Raw genomic sequence first — 13051 nt, 5'->3', positions numbered from 1 at the left:
ATGAAGGACAGCGTGACCGCCGAGCCGGATCTGCCGCCTGCGCCGGGCGCCGAGCAGTACCCGGCCCTCGACTTCGCCGACAGCGCGATCGCGCTGCCCGGCGGCCAGTTCCTCGATCTGCTCGGCAGCCCCGCCGCGGCGAACCGATGGCTCGTCGAGCACGGCCTCGCGCCCGACGACGCCGGACTCCAGGAGATGTGCGCCGCGCAGCTGCGGACGCTGCGCGAACAGATCCGGTCCCTGCTCGCCTCCCGCGTCGACGGCCACCCCGCGCCCGCGAGCGCGCTCGCGGCGGTCAACGAGGCCCTGACCCGGGCGCCCGCGGCCTCCCTGCTGCACTGGGACCCCACCCGCGGCCTGTACCGGGCCGCCTCGCACCCCACGGCTCAGATCGTCGAGCACGCCCTGGCCGCCCTGGCCGCCGACGCCGCCGACCTTCTGACCGGGCCCGACGCCGACCGCCTCACGGCCTGCGGCTCCACCCCCTGCAACCGTTACCTGCTGCGCCACGGCCGCCGCCACTGGTGCTCCACCCGCTGCGGCGACCGCGCCCGGGCGGCCCGTGCCTACGCGCGGCGCACCCGGGCCGAGGTGTGCTGAGGCCGGGCCCCGACCCCGTCAGCGGCCCGTGGAACCATCGATCTGCTCGCGGAGGATGTCGGCGTGGCCCGCGTGCCGGCCGGTCTCCTCGATCATGTGCGCCAGGACCCAGCGCATCGAGGGCCCCGGCCCCCGGCGCGGCGGCCGTGGGGCGGGCAGCGTCAGGTCGGGGCAGGCGTCGACGACTTGGTTCGCCCGCTCGACGGTCCTTCGGTAGTCGGCCAGCACGCTCTCGACGGTGTCCTCGGCGGACGGCCGCATGGTCGTGTGCCACGGGCCGACCTCCTCGCCGAGGAAGTAGAACCGCTCGACGATCGCCAGATGTCTGACCAGGCCGAGGAGGTTGGTGCCCGACGGCACCCCGCCCGTGCGGACCTGCGGTTCCGGCACGCCCGTGACCTTGGCGGCGACCGCGTCGCGCAGCTGGTCGAGGCAGCCGAGGAGGACGGCCTTCTCGTCGGGGGCGGTCGACGGCGGACGGGTGTCCTCGGCGCTCATGCGGCGGCCCGCCGGACGAGCAGGACGTTGTCGACGACGGTGGCGGTCTCGCCGGCGGGTCCGACGGCCCGGCGGCGCGGCATGTCGGCGCGCACGACGGACCACCGCGCCGGGTCGAGAGCGAGCGCGGCGGCCGTCTCGTCGGGCGTGGGGTAGTGCACGTCGGGGTCCTGGTTCCACGACCAGGGTGCGGTGGAGCCGTGGTCGACGACCAGCAGGAGGCCGCCGGGCCGCAGCGTCCGCGCGGCGGTACGCAGGATGCGATCGCGCGGCAGCTCGAACGGGGTCTGGAAGTACTGGGCGGAGACGAGGTCGAACCGGCCGACGGGAAAGCTGTCGGCCAGGTCGTGCCGTTCGGCGGTGACCAGCTCGCCGACACCGAGTTCGCGGGCACCGGCCTGTACCTGTTCGACGGCGGTGGCGGAGATGTCCACGGCGGTCACGTGCCACCCCTGCTCAGCCAGCCAGAGGGTGTCGCCGCCGGGGCCGCAGGCCAGGTCCAGGGCGGCGCCGGGGCGCAGCGGCGCGGCGACCTCGGCGAGCAGCGGGTTGACGCGCGTGGCCCAGCCGCTCCGGGCGCGGTGGGTCCGCTCCCAGAACCGGGCGGCGTCCTCTTCCGCCGCGCTGTCGGCGGGCCGCGGGTGGTGGGTGGAGTCCATCAGGGGTGTCCCTTCGTCTGAGCCGTCTGAGCCGCCCGGGGCGTCGAGCCTTCCGAGTCGCCCGAGTCGCCCGAGTCGCCCGAGTCGCCCGAGCCTTCCGAGCCGCCCGGGCTGGGCTGCCGGAGTCACCCGAGCCGTCTGGACGGCCGGAGCCGTCCGAGTCGTCCGCCGCGTCGGCGAGCCGGGTGCCGTCGGCGCCGTCGGTTCCGGCGATGTGCCGCCAGCATCGCCAGGCCCTTTCCGCCCTTGCAAGGAAAGTTGCGGATCCGCATCATCGGGCAGCATGGACACCCCTACGGAAGACGTGCTGGCCGGAGTCGGACCGCGGCTGCGCGCCCTGCGTCAGGCGCGCAACACCACGCTCGCGGCACTGGCGAACGAGACCGGTCTGACGGCGAGCACCCTGTCCCGCCTGGAGAACGGCAAGCTCCGCCCCACGCTGGAACAGCTCCTGCCCCTGGCCCGGGCGCACGGCGTCCCGCTCGACGACCTCGTCGCCGCGCCGCCCACCGGCGACCCGCGCGTCCACCTGCGGCCGGTACGGCGGTCCGGGCTCGTCCTTGTGCCCCTGACCAGACGCGCGGGCGGTATCCAGGCCTACAAGGTGATCTATCCGCCGGCGGCCCGCGCACCGGCCGTGACGTTGCAGTCCCACGAGGGGTACGAGTGGTTCTACGTCCTCAACGGGCACGTCAGGTTCGTGCTCGGCGACCACGAGCACCGCTTCGGCCCCGGCGAGGCCGCCGAGTTCGACACCCGCGTGCCGCACTGGATCGGCAGTGCCGACGGCAGCCCCGCCGAACTGCTCGCCCTGTTCGGCCCGCAGGGGGAGCGGGCGCATGTGACCCCGGCCGGGCACTGACCGCGCGAACGGCCCGGCCCCCTGCGCAGGTGCGGGTCTACGCCCCGATGTCCTCCTGCCACAGCTCCGGGTGGGTCTCCGTGAAGGCGGCCATCAGGGCGGCGCACTCGGGGTCGTCCAGGATCACGACCTCCACGCCGTGCTCGGCCAGCCAGTCGTGCCCGCCGTGGAACGTCCGCGCCTCGCCGACGACGACCCGCGAGATCCCGAACTGCCGGACCAGGCCGCTGCAGTACCAGCAGGGCGAGAGCGTCGTCGCCATCGTCGTACCGCGATACGTCCGCTGCCGCCCGGCCGCCCGGAAGGCGGCGGTCTCCGCGTGCGTCGAGGGATCGCCGTCCTGCACGCGGCGGTTGTGACCGCGGCCCAGCAGGGTGGACCCGTCCGGCGCGTACAGGGCCGCGCCGATCGGGATCCCGCCCTCGGCGAGGCCCGAGCGAGCCTCCTCCAGCGCGGTACGCAGCATGCGCCGGTCCGATTCCCTCACCATGGTCCTGTCCTCCTGAGCTGCGGGCGATGGGGTTCGCCCAGCGTGGCACGTCCCGGTCGCCGACGGCTCGCACGCGGGTCCGGGGGAGCGGCGGCCGCCGCGACGCGGTGCCCGGAGCGCGAGCAGCGGCTGAACCGCGCACGCACTCGACGTGATTCGGCCTGGACCGGGCGACGGCATGCGCGGAGGATCGATCGTCTCGAACGGTGGTGTACGGGGGCGGGGGAGCCGTGGTCTACCGCATTCACTTCACGGTCGACGATCTGGCGCGGACCCGGGTGTCGCCGTGTTCGCTGCCGCTGATGGAACTGGCCGCGGCCGTCCGCACCCTGCAACAGCGCGGCCAAGCGGTGCGCTTCGGGGCTTGGCGGCGGCGCGCCCTGACCGACCTGCGCCCCGAGGCGCGGATGGTCCTCGAACTGGTCCGGGCCCGCCGCTGGGCACCCGACTTCCTCACCCGCGCCGAGTCGGGCTCCCCGGAGGACGTGCTGGAGCGGGTGCGCGCCACGCCGCGCTCCCGGATCCGCAGCGACCTGGCGCACGTGGCGGCGGACTGGCCCCTCCCGCCCTGGGCCCGTCACCTGGCCGACGACCGCGACCTGTTCCGACGGTTGTGCGACAGCCTGGACCACGTGTACGACGTGCTCCTGTCTCCCCACTGGCAGCAGATCGCCAGCAGTGCCACGACCGAAGGGGGAACGAAGACGCGGCAGGCGCTGACCGGTGGCATGGAACACCTCCTCAGCTCCGCGAACCCCCACTGCGTCCGCTGGAACGCCCCCGTACTGGAAGTCACGATGGCTTCGGGCCTCGACGGCGACCTCCTCCTGGAGGGCCGCGGACTGCTGCTCGTGCCGTCCTACTTCGGACCGCGGTGGTCCGCTGTCTGCACTGCCTCTCAACCACAGCCCGTACTGACGTATCCCGCCCACAGTCCGTGGGACGTCGGCTCCCTCATCGCACGGTTCCCGCACGCGGAGCACCACAGCACGCCGCCGTCGGCCCTGGCGGCGCTGTTGGGCCCGACCCGCGCCGCCGTGCTGAACGCCGTCGCGGAACACCCGGGCTGCTCCACCAACGAGCTGGCCGTGCTGACCGGCGTCGCGCCGTCCAACGCCAGCAGGCACGCCACCACCCTGCGCCGCGCAGGCCTCGTGCACACGGTCAGATACCGCAACACGGCTCTGCACACGGTCACCGGCCTCGGCACCACCCTCCTCGACTCCCCGTGCGCCCTCCCGGACCTCCACGAGGGCTGACCCGTGAGGGTGCGTCAGTGCGTCCGCCGTCACCCCCAGCTTCAGGAGGCCGTCGGGCGTGAAGGTCCGCCCCCCGGAAGCGCAAGCAGTGGAGGCCCGGGCTCCGCAGGCGTACCGACGCTGCGGAGCCCGGGCCGGCCAGGCGGGAGGCGGCGTGGAGCAGGCCCGCCTGACCGTCGAGGAGGCCGGGGGAGAGGAGGAGTTCCGTCCCCAGGCCGGCCCGCACGCGCTCGCGCAGGCGCGCGTGGTGCGGGTCGTGGTGGTGCGTGAGGCACGCGTCGAGAGGGATTTCGGACATCCGAGTCACCTCCCCTCGTGGGCTCGTGGGGGCGACGACCGCGGGTCGAGGTACGGCAGGACGGGCCCGCCACCCCCGAACGCGGAGTCCAGGGCGAGCAGGACGCCCGCGGCACCGGTGGCCAGGTCGGCGGAGAGCCGCAGCATCCGGAAGCCCGGGAACGCGAGGTGGCCGCGGTAGGAGTGCGCGTACCAGGCCATGCGGCGCACCTGGGTGTGCAGGGCCTCGCGGTCCCCGGGGCCGTCGAGGGCGGCGAGCACCGCGATCGCGCCCGCCCGGCCGCGCAGCAGCCCGGCGTCGCGCACGTACAGCGCGTCGCAGGTGTGCCGGACGGCGGCGAGCAGTGCGGCTCCGCCCTCGTCGGGCCGGTGCCGGAGCAACGCCCGCAGGGGGAAGGCGAGTCCACAGCTGCCGCCGTGCAGGTAGGGCAGGTGGTGGGTGCCGTCGAAGAGCGTGAGGGAGCCGTCCGCGGCGGTGCCGCACCGGGCGGTGTCGAAGCCGAGCGCGCGCTCGGCCAGCCCCAGATAGCGGCTGACACCGGTCTCCTCGTACAGGTGCAGGAAGAGCAGGGCGATCCCGGCGTCGCCGTGCAGCAGGCCGTACGGCGGGGGAGTGCCGGGCCGGGGCGCAGGCGGCCCCTCCGTGACGAGTCCGGCGAGGTCGACGGCGGTGCGCAGGGCCGCGTCGTGCAGGGCGGTGTCCCCGGTGACGCAGGCGAACCGCAGCTGGTTCAGGGCGATTCCGGCGCTGCCGCCCGCCAGGTCGGGGCGCAGCACGCGGGCCTCCAGCGGCCGGGCGCGGTCGAGGACGGCGAGGGCGCGTTCGCGGTGGCCGAGCAGGTCGAGGGTGAGGGCCACCCCGTGCAGCCCGTCGTACAGGCCGGGACGCGGGTCGGGGTCGCGCTCGGCGGTGTCCGCCAGCCAGGTGACGTACTCGGCGGGGACGGCCGCGCCCACCCGGTGCAGGGCGTACAGGACCCCGGCGGCCCCGTGCCCGAACGACGGTCCGCCGAGGGCCGCGGGCCCGAAGGGGGTGCCGGGGAAGAGGCGGTCCGTGCGCTCGGGCGTGGCCATCGCGTGCAGGCCCGCCACCAGGGAGTCGCGCAGGGCGGGCCAGTCGGGGCGGTCCGCGGCGAGCCGCCCGGCGTGGTCGTCGGCCTGGGGGTCCGCCATCCTGGACAGGCGGGACAGGAGGGTGGCGCCGAAGCCCGGCGGGACGGGGTAGTGTTGGTCGACGGCCCGGGTGAGGACGCGCAGGGTCGCCAGGTCGCGGTGCGGCACCGGAAGCAGCAGCCACAGCCGCAGCACGTCGAGCAGATGGGTGGTGGCGGCCCGGCCGCGCAGCCCCTCCGGTGCGGTGAAGCCCTCCTCGCCGGTGGCCGGGGGCCGGTCGTCCGTGAGGTCCGTCGCCGTGTCCAGACGGCTGAGCACGAGCCGGTCGTCCGGGCACAGGAGCAGGTGTTCCGGGTTGAGTTCGCCCAGGCGGAACCCGCGGTGCCGCAGCGCGTCCAGGGCGGCGGCGACCCGCCCGACGACACCGAGGGCCCACTCCGCGTAGCCCGCGGCCTCCTTCTCCGCGCGGTCCCCGGTGGTGAGCGGGAAGGCGGCGGCCGCCGCTTCGGCCAGGCTCTGCCCCTCGGGCAGCTCGACCGCCAGGAAGTGGTGGCCCGCCTGGACGTGGTGGCGTACGACACGGGGCACGCAGTCGAGGCCCGCGAGCCGCTCCAGGACGGCCCGTTCGTGCGTCAGGCGGGCGACGGCGTCGGTGCCGTACGCGTCGAACCCGGTGTGGGGCCGTGCCTCGTGCAGCAGGACGGCCCTGCCGGTGGCGGTGTCGGTGGCCCGATAGGTGCCGCCGCCGGTGGTCAGGCGCAGGGCCCGCACTCCGCGGAAGGGGAAGGGGGCGTCCGGCGGGGTGTGCAGGGCCCTGAGGTCGGCGCGCAGGACCTCGGGCAGCGCGACCCAGTGAGGGCAGCGGAAGACCGGTCGGCGGTCCTCGGGCACGAGGGTGCCGTCGGGCCGTCGCAGGGCGGGCACCATGGGGTGCTCGTCGCCCGGGGCGGCCAGGTGCCCGGTGGCGGGGCACCGCTGGTCCTGCGCGGCGCCGTAGCGCACGTACAGCGGACCCGAGCGGTGGCGCAGACAGCCCGGCACGTACGGTCCCGGAAGCGGTGCGAGCAGCGCGGTGAGGTCGGCGAGCGCGGTGCCGAGCGCGGTCTCGTCCGCCGGGTGGAGGACCATCAGGTCGGCGCTGGTGAGGCGGTCGGCGCGGAGGTCGCCGAGCGCGCGGGCGGCGGCCGTCCCGCGGACGAGGTCCAGGGCGATGTCCTGCCGCACGCAGTACTCCACGACGGTATCCGCCGTGCGCTCCAGATGCGGCAGCGTCACGGAGACGTGGATCCGCCAGCCCTGGTCCGGCCGTCGCGCGGCCGGCGGGCGCAGCCGCGTCCACCATCCGGAATCGGCGCGCTCCCAGTCCCGGGGCAGGGGTCGCAGGGCCGCCGTGAGCCTTTCCTGAGTGTCGGCAAGACGCTCCGGAAATTCGAACAAGACCGGGTCCGCGCGGTAGAAGCGGTCGTAGTCCTGGAGTTTCATCACGGGGCGGCCTCTCCGGTCAGGACCGGGCAGAAGGGGATTGCGGGGAATCAGCGGGAGTCGCGGAGGAAAAGCGTCCGGGATTCGAACAAATGCCCCTTCGGTGGAAGTCGGCACGACGGGAAGGGCGTCGGAGGAACGGTGGACAGAAAGCGGGCGGGCGTCGACGGAGAGAAGGTCTTCGGAATGCGGCGCCGCGGAATGGCCGAGGAGCGAGCCGCTGCGGTGCGCGGCGCCCGGTGCCGTCAGGCGGAGTGGTGGAACTCGGGAAACTCGGGAAACTCCGGCCGCGCGACCGTCACCGCGACGAACTGCGGAGGGCGCGTCCGCACCGAGCACCGGTCGCTGCGCGCCATGTCGTCGGAGGAACCGAAGTGGCGGTCCGTCCGCCGGACGGCCTTCGCCCACGTCCCCGTCGACTCCACCGTGGACAGCGTCTCCACGACGAAGGGTCCCGCAGCCGGGCCAGGGCGCGCTCCCACAACACCGCCGCGGGCTCCTCGGGAGACTGCCGACCGTCCTCTCGTACACGGGGATCCCCCGCACCGGATCGCCCGGCTCCCCTTGCCTGACCTTGGTGTCGACGCCCTCGGCGGCCCGCTCCGGCTTCATCGCCGGATCGAGTGGCTGGCGAGGCCTTCCGGCACGTCGGTGTTGAACCCCAGTGTGGTCAGGCGCGGAAAGCGGTGGGTGATGTCGCCCACGATGTCCTCCAGCTGGCCGAAGTCGCTGCGGATCACCACACCGTCGACGCCGAAGCACGGCCGCCCCCGGTCGGCCGTGCTCCGCTCGGCCGCCACCTCGTCGAGCAGGGTGAGTGCCGCGAGCACCCGCTCGAAGGAGCCCTCGCGCCCCCGGATGCGGTCGTGCACCTCGGACGTCGCTCCGTCCAGGCTCACGATCGCCTCGTCGAAGTGGTCGGCGAGCCGCTCGGCGAGGGCCCGGTTCATCACCCGTCCACTGGTGTTGACCGGCAGCTTCACCCCGGCGGCGCGCAGCCGCTGCGCGTTCACCTCGGCGGCGCGCAGCCGCTGCGCGACCTCGAACACGCCCCGGGCGACGAGCGGTTCGCCTCCGGTCAGGGCCACGACCCGGGGGCCGAGCGACGTCGGCGCGTCGCCGCCCGCAGCATGACCTCCGGGCCGAGCTGCCGCGAAGGCCGTCTCCCCGACTCCGCATGGCCGTGCGAGCAACGCAAGGGGCAGGCGTACGTGGTGTCCCGGACGACGGCTTCCGGACCGGAACAACGACTCATGACGGCCACCCGTTCTCTCGTCCTTGCGTGACGGCCTTGCGTGACGGCCTTGCGTGACGGCCTTGCGTGACGCCCTTGCCCGGTGTCCACGCGGTGTCCTTGCGCAGTGCCCTCGCGGGGGCGGGCCCTCTGAATCCACCTTCGCGACCCTCTGAATCCGCCCCCGTGATTCCCTTCGAGTGTTCTCACGCAAGCCATTGCCGGACACCCGGGAACCCCCCAAAATCCTTGGAGGTTTTCCGCCAGGCGCGGTCGGTGGATTACTTCTCTGGACGCCCGTCGTGACAGGCCCCGATAATGTCGCCCGTGGCAGGCAGAAGCGGGGGGATGCACCTCGTCGCCGCGTGCGGCGGAGCGTGCTTGCTCTGGGCAACGCTTATCGGGACAACGCAGTTGCAGAACCGCTATGTTCTGCCCTGGATCCTCGGCTCCGTACTTCCGTGCTACGTCGCCGGACTCTTCACCTGGTGGCACGCCCCGTCGAGTCCCGTCGCCCGCCGACTGCTGCTGCTCGGCTCCTGGCTGTGCGTCTCCGTCGCCGTCCGCCACACCACCACCCTGGTGAGCCGCGAACTCGGCTGGTACCTGCGCCCCGAGGCCGTCGGCGCGCTGCGGCCGCTCGAGCTCGTCCTGCAGGCCGCCAGCCAGCTGTGCCACCTGGTGGTGAGCATCCTCGTCGTGCGCCTGCTGGCCCTGCTGCCCGACGGAGACCACCGCTTCCGCTACGAACGCCGCGGCCTCGCCGCCCTGTGGGGTCTGCTCGCGCTGCCGGTCCTGCTGCCCTTCACCGGCCTGTCGGACCACGCCGTCTACTACATCGTCTTCTACCACCCCGAGGCCTTCCTGCCCGGCATCGGTGCCCTCCTGCTCGTGCTGCGCTGTCTGCGCGCGCGGGCCGCGGGCCTGCGCGACGTGGCCGCGCTGCTGCCCTTCGCCGCCGTGGCCGCCGTCGTCTTCCTGGGCCGCGGCTCCGCCCGGCTCTTCCGTGCCTGGCAGGGCGAACAGGGCGTCCTCTACCTCGTCGGCTCGATCCTCGGCGCCCTGCCCTACGTGTCGATCTCCGTGACCCTCCTCTACGCCGCGTTCCGCCACCGGCTGTTCGGAGTCGACATCGCGCTGCGCCGCTCCGCCGTCTACGGCTCCCTGTGGCTCATCATCAACAGCTGGTACGTCGGCATGGCCCTGACCCTCGGGCTCACCGCGGGCCTGGTCTTCCCGCTCGGCCTGTCCCTGCTGGTCGCCGTCGTCGTCACCGCCCTCTTCCAGCCGCTGCGCGCCCAGCTCAACGCCCTGCTGGAGCGCCGCGTCTTCGGCAAGCGCCTCAGCAGGTTCGAGCTCCTCGTCCAGTTCGGCACCACCCTGGAGCACGCCTACGACCTCGACCGGCTCGCCCCGCGGCTCGCCACCGGGCTGCGCGAAGGCCTCGGCCTGCGCTGGGTCCGGGTCCGGCTCGGCGGGCCCGGACCGCCCCTGTCCACCGCCGAAGCGGGCGAACCGCCGCCCGGCGAGCGGCCCCTCGTCAGCTTCCCGCTCCTGTACGGGGACGACGTCCTCGGCGCCATCGAGTACGGCCCCAAGGCCGAGGGCCACTGCGCACCCGAGGACCACGACATCGGCCAGACCCTCGCCCGGTCCGCCGCCCTCGCCGTGCACAACGTCCGCCTGGCCGCCGAGCTCTCCGCGCACGCCCGGGAGACCCAGCGCCAGGCCACCGAACTCGCCGCGTCCCGCGCCCGCATCGTGCACGCCCAGGACACCGAGCGCCGCCGCATCGAGCGCCGCCTGCACGACGGCATCCAGCAGGAACTCGTCGTGCTCGTCGCCAAACTCGCCCTCGCCCGCAACCGCCTGCGCCGGGGCGGCGACATCGACGCCGCCCTCACCGAGATGCAGGACGACGCCTACCGCGTGATCGACGACCTGCGGGAGCTCGCCCACGGCATCCACCCGCCCGTCCTCACCGACCAGGGCCTGGTCGCCGCCGTGACCTCCTGCGCCCGCCGCATGCCCATCCCCGTCACCGTCCACAGCGAGGAGCCGCTGACCGGCGTGCGCTTCGCCCTCGACATCGAGGAGTCCGCCTTCTACCTCGTATCCGAAGCACTGACCAACGTCCTCAAGCACGCGGGCGCCGGACACGTGACCGTCCGCCTCGCCCGCGCCGACGGCCGCCTCCAGGTCGAGGTCGCCGACGACGGCACCGGGTTCCCCACCGCCACCACCCGCGGCTCCGGCCTCACCGGCATGCGCGACCGCACGGAGGCCGTGGGCGGCGAGCTCACCGTCACCAGCCGCGTCGGCACCGGCACCGTCATCCGCGCCCGCCTGCCCGAACGCGAACGGGAGGAGGCCCGTGCCTGAGCCCTCGGGCACCGCCCCGCTGCGCGTCGTCATCGCCGAGGACCACTACCTGGTGCGCGAGGGCACCCGGCGGCTCCTGGAGGACACCGGCGAGGTCGACGTCCTCGCCGCCGTCGGCACCGCCACCGAGCTCCTCGACGCGGTCGCGCGACTGCTGCCGGACGTCGTCATCGCCGACATCCGCATGCCGCCCGGCCACCACACCGAGGGCATCACCGCCGCCCACGCCATCCGCGCCGCCCACCCCGGCATCGGCGTCGTCGTCCTGTCCCAGCACGCCAACGAGAACTACGCCTTCGACCTCTTCCGGCGCGGCACCGACGGCCTCGCCTACCTCCTCAAGGAACGCATCGGCGAGGTCGACGAGCTCCTGCGCGCCCTGCGGGAGGTGACCGCCGGGCGCTCCGTCGTCGACCCCCGCATCGTGGAGGTCCTCATAGGGAGTCACGCACGGGCCGCCGACGCCCCCCTGTCGCACCTCACCCGCAGGGAGCTCGACGTCCTCAGACAGATGGCGGAGGGCAAGACCAACCGGGCGATCGCCGACTCCCTGACGCTCTCCGAGTCGACCATCGAGAAGCACGTGAACTCCACCTTCGCCAAGCTCGGCCTCGCCGAAATACCCCAGCTGCACCGCCGGGTCAGCGCCGTCCTCGCCTATCTGCGCCACACCCCGGCGGGCCCCGGCTGACCGGCCCGGCACGCCCGCGTTGCGCCCGGACGGGCGACGCGGGAAGGTCGAAGGAGGCGGACGAGGAGGCCATGACATGCCCATCGCAACGGTCAACCCGGCGACCGGCTGGACCGAGCTGACCTTCGAGCCACTGAGCGCCGAGGAGATCGAGGCGCGGCTGAGCCGTGCCGCCGCGGCCTTCGAGCGCTACCGCACCACCGGCTTCGCCGACCGCGCCGACCTGCTCCACCGCGCCGCCGACCTGCTCGACGAGGACACCCCCGACATCGCGCTCACCATCACCTCCGAGATGGGCAAGCCCGTGCGGGCGGCCCGCGCGGAGGCCGCCAAATGCGCCAGGACCATGCGCTGGTACGCCGACCGCGCTGAGGCCCTGCTCGCCGACGAGCGGCCCGACGACGGTGACGTACGCGACTCCGGCGCGTCCCGGGCCTTCGTCCGCTACCGCCCCCTGGGCGTGGTCCTCGCCGTGATGCCGTGGAACTTCCCGCTGTGGCAGGTGGTGCGGTTCGCCGCGCCCGCCCTCATGGCGGGCAACGTGGGGCTGCTCAAACACGCGTCGAACGTGCCGCAGACCGCCCTGTACCTGGAGGACCTCTTCCTCCGCGCGGGCTTCGACACGGGCTGCTTCCAGACGCTGCTCGTCGGCTCCGACGCCATCGAGCCCATCCTGCGCGACACGCGGGTGGCCGCCGCCACCCTCACCGGCAGCGAGGGCGCGGGCCGCTCCGTGGCCGCGATCGCCGGTGACGAGATCAAGAAGACGGTCCTCGAACTGGGCGGCAGCGACCCCTACGTCGTCCTGCCGTCGGCCGACGTCGACGCGGCCGCCACCACCGCCGTCACCGCGCGCACGCAGAACGCGGGCCAGTCCTGCATCGCCGCCAAACGGTTCATCGTGCACACGGACGTGTACGACGCCTTCCTGGAGCGCTTCACCGCGGGCATGCGGGAGCTGACCGTCGGCGACCCGACGGACGAGAGCACCGACGTGGGCCCCCTCGCCAGCGCGCAGGGCCGCGACGACCTGGAGGAGCTCGTCGACGACGCCGTGCGCCGCGGCGCCACCGCCGTCTGCGGCGGCGGGCGGCCCAAGGGCCTCGACCGGGGCTTCTACTACGAGCCGACCGTCCTGGTCGGCATCACCACCGAGATGCGCGTCCACCGCGAGGAGACCTTCGGCCCGGTGGCCACGGTCTACCGCGTGGCGGACCTGGAGGAGGCCGTCGCCGTGGCCAACGACACCTCGTTCGGCCTGAGCTCCAACGCCTGGACCACCGACCCGGCCGAACAGGAGCGCCTCGTACGCGATCTGCGGGCGGGCGGGGTCTACTTCAACGGCATGACCGTCTCGCACCCGGCCTTCCCCTTCGGCGGAGTCAAGCGCTCCGGATACGGCCGTGAGCTGTCGGGCCACGGCATCAAGGAGTTCTGCAACGCCACCACCGTGTGGCACGGGGCCTGAGCGCCCGGGAGACCGG

At 74.0% G+C, this 13051-nt stretch carries 12 protein-coding genes; 6 read left to right on the top strand and 6 right to left on the bottom strand.

Annotation, left to right across the window (positions count from 1 at the left end):
* Positions 1-600, top strand: coding sequence for a CGNR zinc finger domain-containing protein (locus tag MQV74_RS03510; protein WP_374120580.1), 600 nt, complete (start codon positions 1-3; stop codon positions 598-600).
* Positions 601-618: 18 nt separating this feature from the next.
* Here MQV74_RS03510 and MQV74_RS03505 read toward each other — a convergent pair whose 3' ends face one another.
* Positions 619-1098: a DinB family protein gene (locus tag MQV74_RS03505; protein WP_242714531.1), complete on the bottom strand. Its 480-nt coding sequence runs from the start codon at positions 1096-1098 to the stop codon at positions 619-621.
* Positions 1095-1757 (bottom strand): class I SAM-dependent methyltransferase, encoded by a 663-nt coding sequence (locus MQV74_RS03500; RefSeq protein ID WP_242714530.1) that lies wholly within the window; start codon positions 1755-1757, stop codon positions 1095-1097. The genes MQV74_RS03505 and MQV74_RS03500 overlap by 4 nt, the downstream gene beginning before the upstream one ends.
* Before the next feature lie 283 nt (positions 1758-2040).
* Between MQV74_RS03500 and MQV74_RS03495 the strand changes: the two genes are divergently transcribed.
* A complete protein-coding gene (locus MQV74_RS03495) occupies positions 2041-2619 on the top strand; it encodes a helix-turn-helix domain-containing protein (protein WP_242714529.1) in 579 nt (192 codons plus the stop codon).
* Between the two features lie 37 nt (positions 2620-2656).
* Here the strand turns inward: MQV74_RS03495 and MQV74_RS03490 are convergent, their stop codons facing one another.
* A complete protein-coding gene (locus MQV74_RS03490) occupies positions 2657-3109 on the bottom strand; it encodes a nucleoside deaminase (protein WP_242714528.1) in 453 nt (150 codons plus the stop codon).
* A gap of 230 nt (positions 3110-3339) precedes the next feature.
* Here MQV74_RS03490 and MQV74_RS03485 point away from each other — a divergent pair, with 230 nt between their 5' ends.
* A complete protein-coding gene (locus tag MQV74_RS03485) occupies positions 3340-4368 on the top strand; it encodes an ArsR/SmtB family transcription factor (protein ID WP_242714527.1) in 1029 nt (342 codons plus the stop codon).
* A gap of 303 nt (positions 4369-4671) precedes the next feature.
* On the opposite strand, the gene lanKC is transcribed toward MQV74_RS03485, so the two are convergent.
* The 3 genes from lanKC to MQV74_RS41345 all read right to left on the bottom strand — a co-directional run bounded on the left by lanKC (position 4672) and on the right by MQV74_RS41345 (position 8654).
* On the bottom strand, positions 4672-7260 hold the full coding sequence (lanKC, locus tag MQV74_RS03480; protein WP_242728493.1) for a class III lanthionine synthetase LanKC: 2589 nt from the start codon (positions 7258-7260) through the stop codon (positions 4672-4674).
* Positions 7261-7505: 245 nt separating this feature from the next.
* Positions 7506-7703: a hypothetical protein gene (locus MQV74_RS03475; protein WP_242714526.1), complete on the bottom strand. Its 198-nt coding sequence runs from the start codon at positions 7701-7703 to the stop codon at positions 7506-7508.
* Positions 7704-7868: 165 nt separating this feature from the next.
* Entirely contained in the window at positions 7869-8654 is a 786-nt protein-coding gene (locus MQV74_RS41345; RefSeq protein ID WP_374120579.1) for a radical SAM protein, read from the bottom strand.
* 254 nt (positions 8655-8908) lie between these two features.
* Here MQV74_RS41345 and MQV74_RS03465 point away from each other — a divergent pair, with 254 nt between their 5' ends.
* The 3 genes from MQV74_RS03465 to MQV74_RS03455 all read left to right on the top strand — a co-directional run bounded on the left by MQV74_RS03465 (position 8909) and on the right by MQV74_RS03455 (position 13035).
* On the top strand, positions 8909-10876 hold the full coding sequence (locus tag MQV74_RS03465) for a sensor histidine kinase (RefSeq protein WP_242714524.1): 1968 nt from the start codon (positions 8909-8911) through the stop codon (positions 10874-10876).
* Positions 10869-11567 carry a LuxR C-terminal-related transcriptional regulator gene (locus tag MQV74_RS03460; RefSeq protein WP_242714523.1) on the top strand — a complete coding sequence of 233 codons (699 nt, stop codon included), beginning with the start codon at positions 10869-10871 and terminating at the stop codon, positions 11565-11567. Before MQV74_RS03465 ends, MQV74_RS03460 begins: the two co-directional genes overlap by 8 nt.
* A 76-nt stretch (positions 11568-11643) precedes the next feature.
* On the top strand, positions 11644-13035 hold the full coding sequence (locus tag MQV74_RS03455) for an NADP-dependent succinic semialdehyde dehydrogenase (RefSeq protein WP_242714522.1): 1392 nt from the start codon (positions 11644-11646) through the stop codon (positions 13033-13035).
* The last annotated feature ends 16 nt before the right edge of the window (positions 13036-13051 follow it).

Origin of the sequence: Streptomyces sp. AN091965 (genome assembly GCF_022698285.1) — a bacterium.
In the GTDB taxonomy this organism is placed as follows: Bacteria; Actinomycetota; Actinomycetes; order Streptomycetales; family Streptomycetaceae; genus Streptomyces.
The sequence above is the reverse complement of the archived record's forward strand: the minus strand, read 5'-3'. Positions and strand labels throughout refer to the sequence as shown.